The sequence below is a fragment of the Barnesiella sp. genome, from assembly GCF_022723415.1.
Classification (GTDB): Bacteria; Bacteroidota; Bacteroidia; order Bacteroidales; family Barnesiellaceae; genus Barnesiella; species Barnesiella intestinihominis.
Window position 1 is genome coordinate 1 of record NZ_JAIJHU010000053.1, and the last position, 21196, is coordinate 21196.

A 21196-nucleotide genomic window follows, 5' to 3' on the forward strand; every position below is an offset into this window, starting at 1 on the left:
TAGTATTACGGGGTACTATGTTAGCCATATAGAGGAGACACCGAAGAAACAATAGTTTCTAAGGAGAAGGGTTGAAAAAGATCATTTGGTTGTAGAGTTCAACCCCTTCGCCCTGCGGGCACTCCCCCTATCTCATCTACGATGAGCAGAGGGAGAGGATTGAAAGTATCACATTAACAGTTTTTACCTCTTCGGAGATTTATGGGGATTCACCTCCTCCCCTGTGTTTTGCACAGCAAAATATAGGGGAGGTGTCCGAAGGACGGAGGGGTTGAAAAGACATCACATCAATCAGTTTATATCGAGAATATCCCTCTCCCTCTGTGTTCCTGTAAGGAATATAGGGGGAGTACCCGCAGGGCGAGGAGGTTAAAAAGATTATATAGGGGTAGAAATATAAAAAGACAATCCCCTCTGATTTCCGATTGAACCGATATCCCCACTAATCGACAGATCCTCCTTATAGCCTCCGTGCAATAGGGCAACACATCATTCCTAATCGAAACACAATATATTCAAAGAGCGGGGCTTGTACGATTTACAAGCCCCGCTCTTTGAATACACCTTTTTTATACTCCTCCGAACAAAAGGACTCGAAATTTTATCCTTGTTGCATCACGACCTCAGTCAAGTCCGTGCTAAAAATCCGGTACTCATTTTCTGTTATAGACCGGGGAGATGTAAGCACAACCAACGAATGAGGCGGATAACCCTCCCGATAGGGAGGATGCGTATGGGCAAAAGGGTTCTCATGGAAGCCGCACTTTCGGTAAAATCTCAAACGAGCTCTCGAAACAGAATCAACGACAGGATCGATTTCCAGCAAAACAATTTTAGAGGTCGAGCGGAGAAACGCATTCAAAATTTCACTTCCATACCCCCGTCCTCGTAATCCTTGATGCACTGCGAAATGCTCTATATACCTATAACTGCTAAACTCCCAATAGGAGATAAATCCGACAAACATATCCCCTTCGCTATACCCTACCAAATGATAATCGGCACACGAGAACGCTTTTTCCTGCTGCTCTTGCGTCCGCTGCTCGAAGATAGGGAAACTGACAGTATACAATTTCCGCCACGAGTCGTAAAGCTCATGCTGCGAACTATCTATATCTATATAATTCATAGTCATATAATATTTCCCATGAATATCCCATTATCAAGGAATCATATCACCGTGGCAAAACCGGCACATACGATCGCTCGAATCCTCATCATGCCATTCCGAAAGCCTTTTTCACGACTTCGACATAATCAAGTTTCTCCCAAGTGAACAGCTCTACCTCACGAACGATCGGTTCGGGGTTATAATGCGATTTGAATGTCTTCACGACAGTTTGCGGTTTTCTTCCCATGTGACCGTAAGCCGCCGTCTCCTCATAAATAGGATTACGTAACTTCAAACGTTCCTCGATAGCTTTCGGACGCATGTCGAAAATCTCGCACACCCGTCGGGCTATCTCGGCATCGCTCATCGACACGTGCGATTTACCGTAAGTATTCACATAAACACTCACCGGTTCGGCGACTCCTATGGCGTACGACACCTGCACCAGAATCTCGTCCGACACCCCTGCCGCTACCAAATTCTTGGCAATATGACGAGCGGCGTATGCGGCCGAACGGTCTACCTTCGAGGGATCTTTTCCCGAAAATGCGCCACCTCCGTGACCACCTTTGCCGCCATACGTGTCGACGATAATCTTGCGACCCGTCAATCCCGTATCCCCGTGAGGCCCGCCGATAACGAATTTGCCGGTAGGATTCACTAATAAAATCAACTGGTCGTCGAACAAGGTTCGTACCCGTTCGGGCAGTTGTGCGATAACACGAGGTAACAACACCTGTTTCACATCGTTGTAAATCGTCTGCAACATCTCCCGGTCGGCCGCTTCCTGAGCTTCTTTCGAGTCGTCGGCCGGAGTCACGAATTCGTCGTGCTGGGTCGACAATACGATCGTATGCACCCGCACAGGTTCGTTCCGTTCATTATATTCGATGGTTACTTGCGATTTGGAGTCGGGACGCAAATACGAAGTCACCTTCCCCTTGCGCAGATAGGTCATTGCCGAAGCCTCCCGGCGGATAACGGCCAGCTCGGTAAGCAACAAGTGAGACAAATCGAGCGACAACGGCATATAATTATCCGTCTCATTGCAAGCATACCCGAACATCATACCTTGATCTCCCGCCCCCTGACTCATCGCTTCGGCGCGCTCCACGCCCCGATTGATATCGGCCGACTGCTCGTGTATGGCCGAAAAAATACCGCACGAGTCGGCATCGAACTTATACGAACTTTTATTATATCCGATACGGTGAATCACTCTGCGGGCAACCTCCATCAAATCGACATAAGCATTCGATTTAACCTCGCCTGCCAATACGACCTGACCGGTCGTTACAAGGGTCTCGCATGCAACTTTCGAGTTCGGGTCATACGCCAGAAACTCGTCGAGCAAAGCGTCCGATATCTGGTCGGCCACTTTATCGGGGTGTCCTTCCGACACCGATTCCGAGGTAAACAAATAATTCATTGGTTTCTCTCCTGAATAATAGTGATACATTATTGAAGGAAGAAAGACCGCAATTCCCACGAAAACAAAGGTGATTTGATAAAGCCGGACGGGCTTCGAAAAGCCCCGTAACGCAGTTTTAGCATTTTTTTCCGTGGTTGCAAGCAGCCAAATCCTTCCACATTTTCGGCTACAAAGATAGTACAAGTCCAAAGCAAAAGCAAATTTATTTGCAATTTTACCGAAAAACAATGTACATAGAATAGAGATGTACCGGCAAACGCAAAGTCACTCTATGTTGTAGGCCTTTCCCCGATCGTATCATATAAATAAAACTCTGGGGCTAAATCACTTTTCGTTCCGTAAACCTTCCAATAGCTCCGTTGCCGTCTTCCCCAATACCGGGTGCACCCATTGCGGAGCTATTTCGGCAAGCGGGGTCATCACGAAAGTCCGCTTGTGCATATACGGGTGAGGCAACACCAGCGAGTGAGTATCCAACACCAAACCGTCATAGTCGAGTAAATCTATATCGATAAGCCGGTCGACATAACTGCCATCTCCTTCCCGATGCTTTTTACTACCCAATTCCCGCTCGATTTCCTGTACGGTGAATAATACCTCTTCGGGAGATAAATCGGTATCTACTGCAATAGCAGCGTTACAGAACGTATGCACCGATTGATAGCCCCACGGAGCCGTCTTATAGAACGACGACACGGCAACGACCGCTCCCACCCGTTCGCCAATCTTGTCGATGGCTTTTCTCACGATTCGCTCCTTATTCCCCAAATTCGAGCCCAAGCCTAAATATACTCGTTTCCCCATAGTTTTTACCTCCTTTTTGCGCTACTAAGATAGCAAAAAAGACGTTTTTCGCAAAAAATTTTCCCCTTCTCTCCCCATTATTATGACTCAGTCTATATGAATAGAGGGTTACTTTTAAACTCCTCCCCTGTGTTTTGTTGCCAAACAAAATATAGGGGAGGTGTCCGAAGGACGGAGGGGTTGAAAAAACAGCGACAGCAGCAAACCGGGCATCAACCTCTCCCTTGCCGTGCCCCGTAGCATTGCGGGGTGTAGCGAAGCAATAGGGGAGAAACCGAAGAAACAACCGTTTCTGAGGAGAGGGGTTGAAATATACAAGGACAATCCCCACGAACTATCGACCGAACCATCATCATACCGCTCGAAAAAAAAATTTTTTCGTCTTTCTTCTCAGGAAATGGATTACTCCCCAAGCAGAAATTAGCCTCACTGAAAATAAAACGAATAATCCTCTTGTCTTTATCCGGCACTATCACCTTCGGATTCCGACAAAAGGATTATCTCAATCGATAAGATTCTTAAAGGCCTAAGTTAGGTTACATCATCTACAAACCTGTTTATTTCATTTCCCCATTTCATTTACAGGTACATAAAAAGTAGTGGTCGTAGGTGTGTAAATACCCCATGTAAGAATATTCAGAAAACCATCTAAGAAAGTCCAACTGTTTTTAATTACATAATTCTCGGCATCCCCCACATACTCTTTGGCCTCCATTTTCGTGTTACCGACAGGAATCAAACCATACAACAAATGATGGTTCATCACCGAATTTACTTTTACGACAGGATCGTTTTTCTGTACATTTCCCACACAGACTCTCGCATTATAACAAGAGGATAACAACAATGACAATAATGCACACGCAAATAATCTTTTCATGATAATGAACAATTTTTGCCTTCCTGTTCCCCTTCGGAATGGCGTTTTTAAAATAGAAAAGCGTGGGAACCTGTCAATTTATCAACCTTGAGGTACGACCAAGTAACCACGCAGAAATAAACAGCTAACCCACGCATGCTGTATGACAACATTGCCTAAGCAATGAATGCGCACACGCCTGCATGAACGTTTGTGCCGTTTATCCTTCTGCTAAAAATTGGTCGTTTTCAAGGTTAGGATAAAACGAAACGCTTCAATAAAATATGTATGTTGTAGCTACAACAGTTACAAATATAAACACTATTTTAGGAATATCAGTATAGAATCCTCTACATTTTAAATTTTTCCCGGTTCGCTGCTATCACGGAAAAATATCCAAACCTCCTCTTTTGTGTTTTACAACGCAAGGTATGCAGGAGTTTAAAAATCTGTTATCCCCCTCCCTGCCCAACTGTAAGCAGGAATAAGGAGAATGGGGTAAAATCCATTTTTTCTATGAAACAGGGGAAAATGACTAAACTCTTTCTCTGTCATAAGGTATGACAGAGAAAGATATTCCTTTCACTCCTTCCCTATATTTTGCACAGCAAAACACGAGGGAGGTATGTGAAATGTCTGCAATGCTGCAAGGTACGATAAGGAGAAGTGGTTTAGGTAGTACTTTTCATTTCAAAATAAGGCTTCCCTTGACTTGCCAGCAATGGGCAGTGGAAGTCCTTCCCGACTTATGGGAGAAAGAGAGGGAAAAAGAAATCAGAATAGAGCAGAGATGAAGACAACCACGAAATAACCGCAGAGCGATACCTTTAAAATTACCCCCAAGAGAAATCCTACAAAAGCGCCCAGCCCGGCTTTGAGAGCTTCGTGTGTGAGTTTGCCACCCAACAGTTCGCCAATGACGGCTCCCACGAGAGGACCGAAAATAATGCCCCATGGAGGGAAGAGGAATATGCCGATGACGGTTCCCGCTATACAGCCCCGGTTCCCCCATTTGCTACCTCCGCTGTATTTCGTGCCGATGAGAGGTGTGAGGTAATCGAGTACTTGTACAATAATGACCAATATGGCCCAGACGATGAGCTGTGTCGCAGTAAACTGCACCTTGTCGGTGAGATGAAGAAGTATCATGCCCACATAAGAGAGCGGAGGACCCGGAAGTGCCGGAAGAAAGCAACCCGCTAACCCGACGAGCAAACATATCGCTCCTACAATAATCCATATAATATCCATATCGTATCTATATTTTGCACGTTGTGCATGCAGAGTAAAAAACGAGTCGGATAAAACCAACCTCATTTTTTCATACCCGACTCGACTTATTCTCGCATATTGCAAAGATAGTGAAAGGTAAGTGCAGAGACAAACGGAAATTGCATTTTCGATTTGCTTCCTATATTCGTAGTGACAAAGATAATATGAACGAACACAGAAACAAATAAATTTGGTTATCTCCCTGCCTTGCACTATTTTTGTCTCATAAAACAAAAATCAATACAATGAAACTTAAAATTTATTTATCACTATTATTGTTTTCCTTTTTAAGCGGAATGGTGTCGCAGGGTGCAGAACACCCGAAACGAGAATTTCGCGGCGCATGGATTCACACGGTAGGTCAGAGTCGCTACATGGAGATGAATCGGGATGCGATGCAAGACTATTTCGACCAAATGTTGGATAGTTTGCAGTATATCGGTATCAATGCGGTTATTTTTCAAGTGCGCCCGACGGCCGATGCCTTTTATCGTTCGGAGCTTGAACCGTGGAGCAAGTATCTGACCGGGAAGCAAGGCGTGGCTCCCGAACCGTTGTGGGACCCGTTGCAATATATGATCGAGCAATGTCATGCCCGCAACATGGAGTTGCATGCGTGGCTCAACCCTTATCGGGTGGGAACTAATGCCGATGAGCCGCTCGCCGCATCGCACATCTATCATAAACACCCCGAATGGTTCGTTCGGTATGGCCGGCAGCTCTATTTCGATCCGGGGTTACCGGAGTGCCGCCGGTTCATCGGTCGGGTAGTCGACGATATTGTGTCGCGATACGATGTAGATGCCATTCACATGGACGACTATTTTTATCCTTATCCGATAGCAGGCAGCGAGTTCCCCGATGAAAACAGTTATGCCCGGTACGGTAACGGTATGGATCGTGGCGATTGGCGTCGGGAGAATGTCAATGCATTGATTAAGGAACTGCACGAGATTATCAAATCGCGTAAACCGTGGGTGCGATTCGGTATCAGCCCGTTCGGTATTTACCGGAATCAAAAGAGCGACCCGGACGGCAGTGCGACGAACGGGTTGCAAAACTACGACCAGCTCTATGCCGATGTGTTATTGTGGACTCGCAACGGTTGGGTCGATTACATGTTACCGCAACTTTATTGGGAGATAGGTCATCAGGCCGCATGCGTCGAGACACTGATTTATTGGTGGAACAATCATGCCAACGGACGTCATCTCTACATCGGTCAGGACGTGGCACGTACGATGAATGCTACCGACGTGAATCCCATATACACGCAACTGAACCATAAAATGCAGTTGAGTCGTTATCTCGACCATGTAGGCGGGAACTGTTTCTGGCCGGGCTATTCCTTGTTGGAAAATTATAAAGGCATAGCCGATGACTTGAAGGGATATTACCATGCGGTTCCCTCCCTTATCCCGGCCTATACGTTTATCGACAGCAAGGCTCCCGACGAGGTGAAGGGTTTGAAGGCAAAATGGACTCCCGAGGGATACGAATTGCAGTGGAAAAGAAAGAAAACCGACGATGAGATGCAGAAGCAAATTTATTTCTGTGTCTATCGTTTTGCACCCAGCGAAGACATTTGTTTATGTGATGCATCCCATCTCGTAGCCATTACTCGGGACACGAAATTTTTGCTCCCTTATAAACACGGAACCCGCCAATATGTATATGTGGTGACCGCGGTAGACCGTATGCACAACGAAAGTAAGGGTAAGATAAAGAAAGTGAAGTTGTAAACCGGCATCTTCACCGCCCGATAAAAGCGGAAAGAAGTACATGGAAAAGTCGAGCTATATTTAACCTCCTCTGTTTTTACTCCTTCGGTGCTTTGTGTGTATTCTTTCCCTTTTCTCTCCCCTGTACACTCTTAACCTCCTCCCTTGCCGTGTCCCGTAGCATTGCGGGGTGTGGCGTCAGCCATATAGGAAAGGTGTCCGTAGGACGGAGGGGTTAGAAAATACCGGCAACAACAAAAATAACAGGGAGCAGCAACCTCTCCCTCTGTGTCGCGCAGCGATATAGGGGGAGTGCCCGCAGGGCGAGGGGGTTAAATTCCCTGTAAAAAAAATCTCAAAATCTAAGAAGCTGTTTTAAATTTATTCCAAGACAGATTGAGACCTATGTTGAAGCTGATTGGAGTCCGAGATAGGCAGTCAATAGCGGGCTTATTGACAAAAATCAAGGGGTTCAAGATGCGAGACAGGGGCTCAATATGGCCGGAACATACCTGCTTGCAATGATAATATTATTTCTCTATAAATTTAAAACAGCTTCTTAGATTTAACCCCTCTCCGTAGGATTCACTCCTGCGGCGTCCCCTATCTCCGATTGAAAATCGAAGCAGGGGAGAAGTTGGAAACTACCAACCGACTAACAAAATAGCCCTCAACAAAATAAGTATAAGCATCTCAACCTTTCCCTTGCCATATCCCATAGCACTATGGTCTGTTTTCCACATGGAAAATATAGAGAAGTAAGGGATTCATCGAAACAGCCCCGTCGATTTTCCAAAAAAAGTTTTATACACTATTATACCCACCTTGTAACACCACGAGACACAGCAGAAGACAATACTTTCATCGTTATTGAAAATCCACCGGACCATCACAAAAAAAACAACAGGCCGCTTCGACGAAGCGGCCTGTTGCGTATAGAGTCAAATCGTGTACGATTACAATTTCGGACCGGCAGCAACCAAAGCCTTACCGGCGGCATTACCTTCGAATTTAGAGAAGTTCTTGATGAAACGAGCGGCCAAATCCTTAGCTTTAACTTCCCAATCGGCAGCATTAGCATAAGTATCACGAGGATCGAGGATATTTTTGTCCACACCCGGCAACTCAGTAGGAACAACGAAGTCGAAATAAGGAATAACCTTTGTCGGAGCTTTGTCGATAGAGCCATCGAGAATAGCATCGATAATACCACGAGTATCGCGGATAGAGATACGTTTGCCCGTACCGTTCCAACCGGTGTTCACCAAATAAGCCTTAGCGCCTACCATTTCCATTTTCTTAACCAGCTCTTCGGCATATTTGGTCGGATGCAATGACAAGAATGCAGCTCCGAAGCAAGCCGAGAAAGTAGGAGTCGGTTCGGTAATACCGCGTTCTGTTCCGGCCAATTTAGCGGTGAAACCAGACAAGAAATAGTATTTGGTTTGTTCTGCGTTCAAGATAGAAACCGGAGGAAGAACACCGAATGCATCGGCCGACAAGAAGATTACTTGTTTAGCGTGAGGACCTTTCGATACCGGTTCTACGATATTCTTGATATGATAAATAGGATAAGATACACGAGTATTTTCCGTTACGCTCTTATCTGCGAAATCGATCTTTCCGTTGGCATCAACCGTAACGTTTTCGAGAAGAGCGTCACGCGTAATGGCATTGTAAATATCGGGTTCGCTTTCTTTATCCAAGTTGATAACTTTGGCATAGCAACCGCCTTCGTAGTTGAACACACCGTCGTTGTCCCAACCGTGTTCGTCGTCACCGATAAGCAAACGTTTCGGGTCGGTAGACAAAGTAGTTTTCCCCGTTCCGGAAAGACCGAAGAAGATAGCTGTGCTCTTACCTTCTTTATCGGTGTTGGCCGAGCAGTGCATCGAAGCCATACCTTTCAAAGGATTCAGATAGTTCATGATTGAGAAGATACCTTTCTTCATCTCACCGCCGTACCAAGTATTCAAGATAACTTGTTCGTTAGTCTTCAAGTTGAAAACGGTAGCAGTTTCAGAGTTCAGACCCAGCTCTTTGTAGTTGTCTACTTTCGCTTTGGCTGCGTTGAACGATACGAAATCGGGTTCGCCGTAGTTAGCCAACTCTTCATCGGTAGGACGGATAAACATGTTCTTCACGAAGTGAGCTTGCCATGCAACCTCCATGATGAAACGAACTTTCAAACGAGTAGCGGGGTTAGCGCCGCAGAAAGTATCCATTACGAACAATCTCTTTCCCGAAAGTTCTTTAACGGCTTTGGCTTTCAAATCGGCCCAAGCTGCTTCCGAGCAAGGCTTGTTGTCGTTCTTATATTCATCGGTAGTCCACCAGATAGTATCTTTGCTGGCTTCATTCATCACAAAGAATTTATCCTTAGGAGAACGACCGGTATAAATACCTGTCATTACATTCACAGCACCGAGTTCAGTCACCTGACCTCTTTCATAACCTTCCAATCCTGCTTTGGTTTCTTCCTCAAACAGAACTTCGTAAGAAGGATTGTGTAAAATCTCTTTTACATCCTTAATACCATACTTGCTTAAATCTAATGTTGCCATTGTTTTTGAAATTTAATGGTTTATAAAATATTTCTCTTTTTTCTTAATCCATGAAAACCGACTGCAAAATTAAAAACAAATTCTACAAGTAACGATTTAATTAAAGAAAATTTTCGCTAATTGTTTGTATTTATTACAAACACACCCTCAATCGCTATGCCAAGATAGCAAAAAGGTCTGTTTCTTCCCTTTTTAAAGAACAAAACAAAAGAAAAAACAATCTATAATTTTCCAAAACAAAATTTATACGTACTTTTGCTCTTCGGCAAAAAACACAAAATATGGAAGTAATCAATTTTGCGGAAAAAAACTCGGTAATAAACCGATTTATGGCCGAATTAAGAGATGTAAATATTCAAACCGACCGAATCAGATTCCGGCGAAACCTCGAAAGAATAGGCGAAATAATGGCTTACGAAATAAGTCACCGGCTCCATTACTCCGAGAAAAAAGTAAAAACACCGCTGGGAACGGCCCATGTCAATCTTCCCGACGATACAGTTGTACTGGCCACTATTCTTCGGGCAGGTCTGCCTTTTCATCAGGGATTCCTCAGTTGCCTCGACGATGCCGAAAATGCATTTGTCTCGGCTTACCGGAAATATAAAGACAAGCTGAATTTCGACATCTTTATCGAGTATATCGCTTCACCGCGAATCGATGGTAAAGTATTGGTACTCACAGATCCCATGCTGGCGACAGGCGGATCTATGGAGCTATCCTACAAAGCCCTGCTCACCAAAGGCACACCCAAAGACATACACATCGCATCGGTAATCGCAAGCCGGCAAGCGATCGATTACGTGAAAGACCACTTCCCCGAAAACACGACAATATGGGTAGGAGCGATCGACGATAAATTAGACGAACACTCCTACATCGTTCCGGGACTTGGCGATGCCGGAGATTTGGCATACGGAATAAAGGAATAACAACCGAGAACAAATTGCTGAAATTATAAACATCATGTCAATCACTATTCAGGAAATATCAGGAACTCGCGGTTTGAAAAAGTTCGCAAAGTTCCCGATAAATTTATACAAAGGAAACGAATACTATGTACCGGCTCTGGTTCTGGACGAAGTAGGAACCTTGAATTCGAAAAACAATCCGGCGTTCGACTTCTGCGAATCGGTTTACTACATGGCCTATAAAGACGGGGAACCCGTCGGCCGAATTGCCGGAATCATCAACCACAAAGCGAATGAAAAGTCCGGGGAAAAAGCCGGACGCTTCGGATTTGTCGATTTCATCGACGACAAAGAAGTCAGCAAAGCGCTTTTCAATGCCGTCGAAAAGTGGGCAAAATCAAAAGGCATGACCGAAATACACGGGCCGCTCGGTTTTACCGACATGGATCCCGAAGGAACACTCGTCGAAGGGTTCGACCAACTAAGCACGATGTCTGCCATCTACAACTATCCATACTACCCGCAACACATCGAAAGCATGGGCTACGAAAAAGCGATAGATTGGGTGGAATACAAAATAAAAGTACCCGAATGCGTACCCGAAAAACATCAACGCATTAGCGACATCGTACAACGAAAGTACAATCTGCGAATTCTGAAATTCAAAAGCGCATCCGACGTATACAAAGGCAATTACGGTCAAAAAATTTTCGACCTAATCAACAACGCCTATGCCGATTTATATGGATATTCGACACTGTCTCAACGACAAATCGACTATTATGTAAAAATGTACATTCCGTTATTACGGCTCGAAAACGTAACAGCCATTGTCGACGAGCAAGACGATTTGATTGCCGTGGGTATTGCCATTCCTTCTTTGTCGAAAGCCTTACAGAAATCGAGAGGCCGGCTGTTTCCTTTCGGTTTTATCCATCTGCTCAAAGCCCTCAAAGGCAAAAACGACGGGGTTGACCTCTTGTTGGTAGCTGTCCGTCCCGACTACCAAAGCAAAGGAGTCAATGCGTTGCTATTCTCCGACCTTATCCCGGTATTCATTCAAAACGGTTACAAATATGCCGAGAGCAATCCCGAACTCGAAATGAACGAGAAAGTACAATCCCAATGGCAATATTTCGAACGGCAACAACACAAACGCCGCCGAGCCTATACAAAAAAGATATAACACGCCAGTGAGCGAATCACCCATACCCACCCCCTTTGTGTTCAATAAATGAACCACAAAGGGGGTGTTCCATTTATAATTACCCGCAACTTTTCCGGTAAACAAGTGACGATCAAACCGCGACAACCATAAAAACAGAGAAAGAGACAAAGGAGGAATCGAAACCCGGAAAGAAAAATACACTTTCGCCATCATCGAGTCTCGACGGACAACAACAAAAAATTCCCGATTCGGTATAAGGGTACACGACGTTTTTGGTGTCATAATATGTGAATCCTTAAAAATATTATCGACATGAGAAACTATTTTAACTCCATGAAAAAAATCAAATTCTCACTATTCTTTTTATTATCGGTATTCGGGCTATGTGCTCAAAGTCCTATTTTGGTTTTAGAAGCCGAAAACGCCGACTCCATTCATTCACCGGCGAGAGTTAAATCGGGCGATGGTTTCTCCAACGGGAAATACGTGGGAGGAAACGACCGGGGTAGTTACCTTTTCTTCCACAATGTGACGATGGAAAAAGCCGGAACCTATGAATTCAAAACTTATTTCAACTGCAACGGTGTACGTCGATTCACTGTAAAAGTAAACAATTATCCAGAGGTAGAATGTACCGTTAACGGAACGGCGAAATGGGATACTCCCCCCGCCGAAACGGCCAAGGTGCTGATTTACTTGGCTGCCGGGACGAATACCATAAAAATAACGCCCTATCCCACGACATCAGGAGGTCCGAATTTGGATAAATTCGAAATACTGGAAACCTCGGAATCTCCCCTGCCTGTACCCCAAGAAGGTTTTCCTATAACATTGGAAGCCGAATACGCCCATTTATATGGAGCCTTGAAAGTAAAAAATCTGGAAGGTATGTCCAATGGTCGCTACGTGGGAGACTTCAACAACAAGAGTAATTCCTACCTGCAATTCACGTGCGTCGATATACCCGAGGAAGGGCCGTATGAATTGAAAATCTTTACAAACGACCCCACAGGACGTCCTTTGGATATCCAAATCAACAACTATGCAAAAACCTATATCAATGTAAACAAGTCCGAAGGCAAATGGGATCAACTGCCCACGGCAGAAACATCGGTATTGGTTTGGTTGGACAAAGGGCTGAACACGATTTCGTTCACCGAATCATGCCGGTACGACGGGCCCAACATCGATAAGATAGAAATACATGAAACCGACCAGACTATGGAAAAACCCGACATCGAAAAACCCTATCCCGAATCGTGTAAGGAAATCGACGAATACAAAATATCATTCATGGGATCCTCTGTCTGCTATGGAACAGGAGCGACAAACGATTACGGATACGCCTACATATATACCGACCTGCTGAAACAACGTAAACAAGAAAACATCGGCAAAGACTGGACCACCTCGAACATCTCCATCGGCGGGAATACGACCCAAATGGTACTCGACCGTTGGGAACGAGACCTATTACGGGATTGCGGACGCTACGTGTTCTACGGGTTGTCGCTCGGCAATGAACGGAACAACGGCACTCAAACCGACCAAGCCGCGAAAAATTACGAGAAAGGCATGAAACAATTGATTCGCCAAGCCGACTCCGTAGGTATCGTGCCGGTCATGGCAAGTAACTATGCCAACGGAGGATTCAACGAATCCGATTATGAGATTTTGAAAAACCTAAACCTGACCATACAGCAATGGGAAGTACCTTCGGTAAATATGCTGGGAGCTGTCGACGACGGAGCAGGACGCTGGGTCAAAGCGATTGAAAGCGATGGAGCACACCCCAATTCGGACGGACATCGGGAAATGTCCTACGCCATAGTACCGTCACTCTTCGATGCTCTGGATGCCGGGAAAACCATTCCGCAACGACAAGAAAGCACCGCCTATGCTTTGGGCAAAGCGTCCGCTACACAACACATCGAATTTGTACCGGAAAATATCGTTCACCCCTTCACCCTTTCATTTGAAGTGAAAGCCTCTTCTGCCGGAACTCTCGCCTCGTTCGAGACCGAAAACGGCACGGGTAATATTAAAATCGACGAAAACGGAAATATCGTTTACGAATCGCCATCGGACGGACAAATCACATCGACCACCTCGGCGAATGACGAATGGTTATGTATATCCTTGACGCACTATTATGCGTGGGGAATGACCCAACTGTATGTGAACGGCGTAAAATGCGGAGAGCTTTCCGAAAAGCTCGTAGCAACGAAATTTGCCTTAGGCGGGAGTAATGCGCCCGATAAGGCAGACTATCGCCAACTGTTCTTCTGGCGTTCGGGTATGAACGATAAAGAAATCGCCGCCGTGGCCGAAGGCAAAATGTTACGGTCGAGCTTGGAAATCTATGCTCCTTTAAGCAACGAAAGTCCGCTGATCAATCTGGCACAAAGCACAAACACACTCGCATTAGTAGAAAACACGACATCGGGAATTGCTTCCCTCAAAGGACGTTGTATGTTGTTCTCGCCCAATCCTGTAAAACAGGGAGAACGTGTAAACGCCGGTTGTTCGGGAATATTCGAAATCTATTCGGTGAACGGTATGTTGCTCGACAGGCAAACCCTCCGAAATGAAAACGAAACGATTTCTACCGACGCCCTGACAGCCGGTACTTATGTAATCCATTCGAACGATACGGGAAAAATAGGATTGTTGGTTATCTACTAAGCGTACCACCGCACTATTCGATAAAGAGAAAATACCATTACCCAATATCCGGGTGGTATTTTCTCTTTATTATTTTTTTTATTTTTTCGGCAAATACTGGCTTTAACCATAAAAAATAGTTAATTTTGCTGCGTTTTTTCAAATCGGTCACCCGACCGATTAGAGAGGTTATTAATTTGTTGAACCCCGATGTCGAAATCGGGCTCTTCGAATAATAGGTATAAAATAGGTAAAATGATGAAAAGTACATTAGATTTTCACCCGAAGTTTCTCGCTTCGCTGGCAAGCTATTCCAAAGAAAAATTTACGAAAGACCTCATGGCCGGTATCATCGTCGGTATCGTCGCTCTGCCTTTGGCTATCGCTTTCGGTATCGCCTCGGGCGTATCTCCCGAAAAAGGTCTCATCACCGCCATTATCGGCGGATTCATCGTCTCTTTCTTAGGCGGGAACAGCGTGCAAATAGGCGGGCCTACCGGAGCATTTATCGTTATCGTGTACGGCATTATACAAGCCTACGGATTGGAAGGACTGGCGATAGCCACTTTCATGGCCGGTTTGATATTGGTCTTGATGGGCTGCTTCCGCTTGGGAACCATCATTAAGTTCATTCCCTACCCCATTGTCGTGGGATTTACCAGCGGTATCGCGCTTACCATTTTCGCCACACAGATAAAAGACCTGCTCGGATTATCGATGGACAGCGTCCCCGCCGATTTCATATCCAAGTGGGTCGCTTACTTCCAGCACATCGAGACCACCAATTTCTGGTCGCTGGGTATAGGAATACTCAGTATTCTCATCATTGCCTACACTCCCCGTATCTCCAACAAAATACCGGGCTCCCTCATGGCGATTATTCTCATGACCGTGCTCGTCTATGTGCTCGAACGTCTTTGGGGAATCGAAGGAATAGAAACCATCGGAGACCGTTTTAACATCAGCAATGAAGTTCCCGAGCCGCAAGCTCTGAATATCAATATGGAGACGATAAACCAATTACTCTCTCCGGCATTTACCATCGCCGTATTGGGAGCCATAGAGTCCCTGCTATCGGCCACCGTCGCCGACGGTGTAACCGGCGACAAAACCAACTCCAATACCGAGCTTATCGCACAGGGAGCAGCCAATATCGTGGTTCCTTTCTTCGGGGGAATCCCTGTCACCGGAGCCATTGCCCGTACCATGACCAATATCAACAACGGCGGGCGTACCCCCATTGCCGGTATAATACACGCTATCGTCCTTTTGTTGATATTCCTGTTCCTTATGCCGCTTATCAAGCTCGTGCCCATGTCGTGCCTCGCCGGTGTATTGATCGTCGTTTCCTATAACATGAGCGGTTGGCGCACGGTACGTTCCTTGCTGAAAAATCCAAAATCGGACGTGTCGGTACTCATCATCACCTTCCTGCTTACCGTTATATTCAATCTTACGATCGCCATCGAAATCGGGCTATTGTTGGCCGTTGTCCTCTTCTTGCGCCGCATGACAGAGACCACGCAAATATCGGTACTCCACGACGAGCTCGATATTGCGACCGGAACCGAATCGACTACCCACGAAGTCTTGAAAGTAGCCAAAGGCGTGGAAGTTTACGAGATAGAAGGCCCGTTCTTCTTCGGGGTAGCCACCAAGTTCGACGAACTGATGCGTAGTATGGCCGATCGTCCGCTGGTGCGCATTATCCGTATGCGGAAAGTACCTTTTATCGATTCTACGGCTATCCATAACCTCGAAATCCTGATTACCTCGTCGCAGAAAGAGAAGATACATGTCATTCTGTCGGGGGTCAATCCCACGGTACATGCCACCCTCAAAAAGGCGAATATAGACCGGCTTATAGGCGACGACCATATCTGCGACCACATTACCAAAGCCGTGGCAAAAGCCAACGAGTTCGTCGCAGAAATGAAGAAATAAAAGAGGCTCCGAACGTTCTACATACGACAATCCCCGTGTTCTGAGAGAACACGGGGATTGTCGTATCATTTCATTGAAAGTCTGTTTATTTCAACTTCCACTCTACCCCCTCTTTGGTGTCTTTGATTTCAAAACCTATCTCGGACAACCTGTCGCGAATGTAATCCGAGGTCGTCCAATCCTTACGAGCCTTAGCCTCCTTACGCACATCGAGCAATAAATCCACGGCTTTATGATAGGCCTCGTTCCCCTCTTCCGAAACACCGGCCTCTTCGCGAATGCCCATGATATCGAAAAGGAATATACGGAAAGTTTCCTTCAAATGAGCCGAATCCTCAACCGACAAAGTAGCTCCTCCCGCCAATACCGTGTTGATAATCTTCACGGCTTCGAACAAATGGGAGATAACGATAGGCGTACTCAAATCATCGTTCATCGCCTCGTAACAACGTTCGCGAATGGTTTTCACATCGACCGTGGAAACTTCGGCAGGCTCGATCTTCGAGAGGTTGTCCCACCCTTCGAGCATACGTTGCAGGGCCTTTTCCGATGCCTGCAAGGCCTCGTTGCTGAAATCGACCGTGCTGCGATAATGCGCTTGCAAGATAAAGAAGCGTATCGTCATGGGCGAATAAGGCTGTTGCAACAATTTGTGATTACCGGAGAAGAACTCGTCGAGCGTAATGAAGTTACCCAACGATTTGCCCATCTTCTGCCCGTTGATGGTAATCATATTGTTATGCATCCAATAGTGCACCGTCTCGTGCCCCTGCGCAGCCACCGATTGGGCTATCTCGCATTCGTGGTGGGGGAAAAGCAAATCCATGCCTCCGCCGTGAATGTCGAATTCCTCGCCCAAGTACTTGGTGCTCATAGTCGAACATTCGAGATGCCAGCCGGGAAAACCGTCGCTCCACGGCGAGGGCCACCGCATGATATGTTCAGGAGAAGCCTTTTTCCAAAGAGCGAAATCGAAACTATTGTGCTTCTCGCTCTGTCCGTCGAGCTCCCGCGTCGTGTTGAGCAGGTCGTCGATATTGCGCCCCGACAACTTGCCGTAATGGTGGTCTTTATTATACTTCACTACATCGAAGTAAACCGACCCGTTACTTACATAAGCATATCCGGCCTCTATAATCTTTTTGATATATTCGATCTGTTCGATAATATGCCCCGACGCATGCGGCTCGATACTCGGCGGCAACACGTTAAGAGCTTCCATCGCCTTGTGATAACGATTCAGATAATATTGTACCACCTCCATCGGTTCGAGCGATTCGAGCCGTGCTTTTTTGGCGACCTTATCCTCCCCTTCGTCGGCATCGTTTTCCAAATGCCCTACATCGGTAATATTGCGCACATAGCGCACTTTATATCCCAAATGCCGTAAATAACGGAACAATACGTCGAACGTGATAGCGGGACGGGCATGTCCCAAATGAGCATCCCCGTAAACCGTGGGACCGCATACATACATACCCACGTAGGGAGGGTTCAACGGTTTGAACTCCTCTTTTTTTCGGGTAAGTGTATTATAGATATAAAACGGTTGTGTCATATCGAGTATATTATGGATTCAGTTCCCGTAACGCTTAATCGTTGCTACGACCTCCGAAAATACGAAGCAGATAAAGGAACAAGTTGATAAAGTCGAGATAAAGCGACAGAGCGCCTATCGTCGCCAACTTCCCGGTCTGGGAAGGATCGGTCACATAGGCCGCATTCTTGATCTTTTGGGTGTCCCATGCCGTCAATCCGATAAACAAAGCCACGCCGAACAAACTGATAATCCAGTCGAGAGTACTGCTTGCCACGAATATATTGACAACAGATGCGATGATCAACCCGAACAATCCCATGATACAATAGCTCCCGAACTTGGTCATATCGTTCTTGGTAACCATGCCATACACGCTCATCGCCCCGAACACGCCGGCGGTAATAAAGAACGTATAGGCGATAGAGCCCAAATCGTACACGACGAAAATGGACGAAAATACCACTCCGTTAAGAACAGCATACAAATAGAACAACAGCGTGGCGGTCGTCGTGCTCAGTTTATTCAACATGCCCGAGACAACGAAAACAACGGCAAGCTCGGCAATCATCAAGCCGAAAAAGACAGCCCGATTTCCCAAAACGACCGACAATATAGCCGGAGAAGAAGCCACATACAACGATGTAAGAGCCGTCACGACAAGGGCGAGGAACATACGTCCGTACACCTTACGCATCACCATCGACAAAACCGATGTCCCGGTAGTCGATTTATAAGAAGAATCATACAAATTTTCCATTTCTTTCTATTTTAACAGTTATTTTTTACATACGGTCGGGCACTTCGATACCGAGCAATCCCATACCGGTTTTTATCACTTTGGCGACGTTGGCCGAAAGCATTAGGCGGAATGCCCGTACTTCGGCGTTTTCTTCGCGCAGAATCGAATAATCGTGGTAGAACTGATTGTATTCCTTCACCAAATCATACACATAGTTGGCGATAAGCGAAGGGCTGTATATACGACCGGCTTCGGCGACCACAGCAGGGAAATCGGCCAAATGCTGAATGAGCGAAATCTCTTTTTCAGAGGGTTCTACCTTAGCGGTGTCCACTTGGCGATAATCGATACCGGCTTCGGCAGCCTTGCGCATGACCGAGCAGATGCGGGCGTGGGTGTACTGAATGAAAGGCCCCGTGTTCCCGTTGAAGTCGATCGACTCTTTGGGATTGAAAGTCATGTTCTTGCGGGGATCGACTTTCAAGATAAAGTATTTCAATGCGCCTAAACCCACGATACGAGAAATTTCTTCCGCTTCCTCGGCGGTACAGCCGTCGAGTTTGCCCAATTCGGCCGATGTCTCGCGAGCGGTGGCGATCATCTCGTCCATCAAGTCGTCGGCATCCACTACCGTACCTTCGCGCGATTTCATTTTTCCTTCGGGCAACTCCACCATACCGTAGGAGAAATGCACAAGATCTTTGCCCCATTTGAACCCGAGTTTGTCGAGCAATATAGAAAGAACCTGAAAATGGTAATTTTGTTCGTTGCCCACCACATAAATCATCTTATCGATGGGGAAATCTTTGAAACGCAACTTGGCCGTACCGATGTCCTGCGTCATGTACACCGATGTTCCGTCGCTGCGCAACAGCAATTTGTGGTCGAGCCCCTCTGCCGTCAAGTCGGCCCATACCGAGCCGTCCTCTTTCCGATACATGATACCCTTTTCCAATCCTTCGAGCACTTTCTCTTTCCCTTCGAGATAGGTCTGCGACTCGTAATATATCTTATCGAAGTCCACGCCCAAGCGACGATACGTCTCGTCGAATCCGGCATAGACCCAGTTGTTCATCATCTCCCAAACCGAACGAACCTCGGGATCGCCGGCCTCCCATTTGCGCAACATGGCGCGGGCTTCCTGCATGAGCGGCGAGGCGGCCTCGGCCTCTTCGGGGGTCATGCCTTTGGCTTCCAGTTCTTTCAGTTCTTGTTTATAATGTTTGTCGAACAACACATAGAAATCACCGATAAGGTGGTCTCCTTTTTTTCCGGCCTTTTCGGGAGTGACACCGTCGCCCCATTTTTGCCAAGCCAGCATCGATTTACAGATATGAATACCCCGGTCATTGACGATATTGGTTTTCACCACCCGATTGCCATTGGCTTTCAAAATCTCGGAAAGACTATATCCCAACAAGTTGTTGCGCACATGTCCCAAATGTAACGGTTTGTTGGTATTGGGCGAGGAATATTCGACCATGACCAAAGGAGCATCTGCGGCAGCTTTATGCGTCCCGAAATCGGCCTCTTCGTCGATGTGATGCAACATCTGGCTCCAAAACGAAGGAGCGATCACCAGATTGAGAAAGCCCTTGATTACATTGAACGAAGCGACTGCCGGCTCATTGGCGAGAAGATACTCGCCTATCTCCTGAGCCGTAGCTTCGGGAGCCTTATGAGAGGCTTTCAAAAAAGGGAACACCACCAACGTGAGATTTCCTTCGAACTCTTTCTTCGTCTTTTGAGGAACTGTCGTTCCGGGAGCTGCCTCGATTCCATACAAAGCTTTCACCGCTTTGACCGCAGCATCGGATATAATCTGTTCTATTTTCATGTACTATACTCGTTTAATGGGTACAAAGATAGTGCAAGATGAGAGCAAAAAGAACAAATCCATTTGTTTTTTTGCCGAATCGCAGCCTATATCGGACTTTTGTCAAAGATAGTACAAGTCGAATGCAGAGCAAAAAGAACAAATGGATTCAGTAGAAAATTCATGAGGGCAGACTTGAATATTAACAATAAATCTTTTGTCGGCAACCACATTCCGATCTCCTCGGCAAGTGGTTAAGAAAAGCAGCCGAATAGATTTTGATGATATTCAACCCCTCCGTCACTTCGTGCCACCTACCCTATATTTTGCTGGGCAAAACACCCCGTAAGGCTACGGGATACGGCAGGGAGGAGGGAAAAATACCCACAAAGCATCGGAGCGGATAAAAGCTGTTCAAGAGGATACTTTCAACACTCTCCCTCTGCTCATCGTAGATGAGATAGGGGGAGTGCCCGCAGGGCGAGGGGGTTAAGCCTTCAAAATATAACATGCTATTTTCCAACCCCTCTCTTCGTCGCTATCGCTCCTCTGTCTCTCCCCTATATTTTGCGCCGCAAAAACACCCCGCAATGCTGCGGGACACGGCAAGGGAGAAGGTTAGAATGTTTTGTCTTGTTGCGTAGAAAACTA

General features: G+C 46.2%; 15 protein-coding genes. 6 read left to right on the forward strand and 9 right to left on the reverse strand.

What is annotated here, in order from left to right:
• Positions 1-601: 601 nt before the first annotated feature.
• The 4 genes from QVD32_RS10445 to QVD32_RS10460 all read right to left on the reverse strand — a co-directional run bounded on the left by QVD32_RS10445 (position 602) and on the right by QVD32_RS10460 (position 4227).
• Complete coding sequence (locus QVD32_RS10445; RefSeq protein ID WP_008862931.1) at positions 602-1129, reverse strand: GNAT family N-acetyltransferase; 528 nt, start codon at positions 1127-1129, stop codon at positions 602-604.
• Between the two features lie 88 nt (positions 1130-1217).
• Positions 1218-2540, reverse strand: coding sequence for a methionine adenosyltransferase (gene metK, locus QVD32_RS10450; RefSeq protein ID WP_008862932.1), 1323 nt, complete (start codon positions 2538-2540; stop codon positions 1218-1220).
• Between the two features lie 327 nt (positions 2541-2867).
• The gene (folK, locus tag QVD32_RS10455) at positions 2868-3347 is read right to left on the reverse strand and encodes a 2-amino-4-hydroxy-6-hydroxymethyldihydropteridine diphosphokinase (protein WP_021892618.1); all 480 of its coding nucleotides are present in this window, start codon (positions 3345-3347) and stop codon (positions 2868-2870) included.
• Positions 3348-3909: 562 nt separating this feature from the next.
• Complete coding sequence (locus QVD32_RS10460; RefSeq protein ID WP_021892617.1) at positions 3910-4227, reverse strand: Bor family protein; 318 nt, start codon at positions 4225-4227, stop codon at positions 3910-3912.
• A 539-nt stretch (positions 4228-4766) separates the two neighbouring features.
• On the opposite strand from QVD32_RS10460, the gene QVD32_RS10465 reads away from it, so the two are divergent.
• Entirely contained in the window at positions 4767-5000 is a 234-nt protein-coding gene (locus QVD32_RS10465; protein ID WP_021892616.1) for a hypothetical protein, read from the forward strand.
• Here the strand turns inward: QVD32_RS10465 and QVD32_RS10470 are convergent.
• A complete protein-coding gene (locus QVD32_RS10470) occupies positions 4981-5457 on the reverse strand; it encodes a DUF456 domain-containing protein (RefSeq protein WP_008862934.1) in 477 nt (158 codons plus the stop codon). The two genes, QVD32_RS10465 and QVD32_RS10470, sit on opposite strands and share 20 nt — an antisense overlap.
• A gap of 266 nt (positions 5458-5723) precedes the next feature.
• On the opposite strand from QVD32_RS10470, the gene QVD32_RS10475 reads away from it, so the two are divergent.
• The gene (locus tag QVD32_RS10475) at positions 5724-7220 is read left to right on the forward strand and encodes a glycoside hydrolase family 10-like protein (protein ID WP_021892615.1); all 1497 of its coding nucleotides are present in this window, start codon (positions 5724-5726) and stop codon (positions 7218-7220) included.
• 935 nt (positions 7221-8155) lie between these two features.
• Here the strand turns inward: QVD32_RS10475 and pckA are convergent.
• A complete protein-coding gene (gene pckA, locus QVD32_RS10480; protein ID WP_008862936.1) occupies positions 8156-9763 on the reverse strand; it encodes a phosphoenolpyruvate carboxykinase (ATP) in 1608 nt (535 codons plus the stop codon).
• Positions 9764-10044: 281 nt separating this feature from the next.
• On the opposite strand from pckA, the gene upp reads away from it, so the two are divergent.
• The 4 genes from upp (at position 10045) to QVD32_RS10500 (ending at position 16450) form a co-directional block, all read left to right on the forward strand.
• Positions 10045-10695: a uracil phosphoribosyltransferase gene (upp, locus tag QVD32_RS10485; protein ID WP_008862937.1), complete on the forward strand. Its 651-nt coding sequence runs from the start codon at positions 10045-10047 to the stop codon at positions 10693-10695.
• A gap of 34 nt (positions 10696-10729) precedes the next feature.
• Positions 10730-11860 (forward strand): hypothetical protein, encoded by a 1131-nt coding sequence (locus QVD32_RS10490; protein WP_008862938.1) that lies wholly within the window; start codon positions 10730-10732, stop codon positions 11858-11860.
• A gap of 294 nt (positions 11861-12154) precedes the next feature.
• Positions 12155-14527: a GDSL-type esterase/lipase family protein gene (locus QVD32_RS10495; protein ID WP_021892613.1), complete on the forward strand. Its 2373-nt coding sequence runs from the start codon at positions 12155-12157 to the stop codon at positions 14525-14527.
• A 237-nt stretch (positions 14528-14764) separates the two neighbouring features.
• Complete coding sequence (locus tag QVD32_RS10500; RefSeq protein WP_118686995.1) at positions 14765-16450, forward strand: SulP family inorganic anion transporter; 1686 nt, start codon at positions 14765-14767, stop codon at positions 16448-16450.
• Positions 16451-16535: 85 nt separating this feature from the next.
• On the opposite strand, the gene cysS is transcribed toward QVD32_RS10500, so the two are convergent.
• The 3 genes from cysS to argS are packed head-to-tail and all read right to left on the reverse strand — an operon-like array spanning position 16536 to position 20566.
• Positions 16536-18008, reverse strand: a complete 1473-nt coding sequence (gene cysS / locus QVD32_RS10505) for a cysteine--tRNA ligase (protein WP_021892611.1) — start codon at positions 18006-18008, stop codon at positions 16536-16538.
• A 34-nt stretch (positions 18009-18042) separates the two neighbouring features.
• Positions 18043-18747: a Bax inhibitor-1/YccA family protein gene (locus QVD32_RS10510; protein WP_021892610.1), complete on the reverse strand. Its 705-nt coding sequence runs from the start codon at positions 18745-18747 to the stop codon at positions 18043-18045.
• Positions 18748-18772: 25 nt separating this feature from the next.
• Complete coding sequence (gene argS, locus QVD32_RS10515) at positions 18773-20566, reverse strand: arginine--tRNA ligase (protein WP_046415972.1); 1794 nt, start codon at positions 20564-20566, stop codon at positions 18773-18775.
• Positions 20567-21196 lie beyond the last annotated feature (630 nt).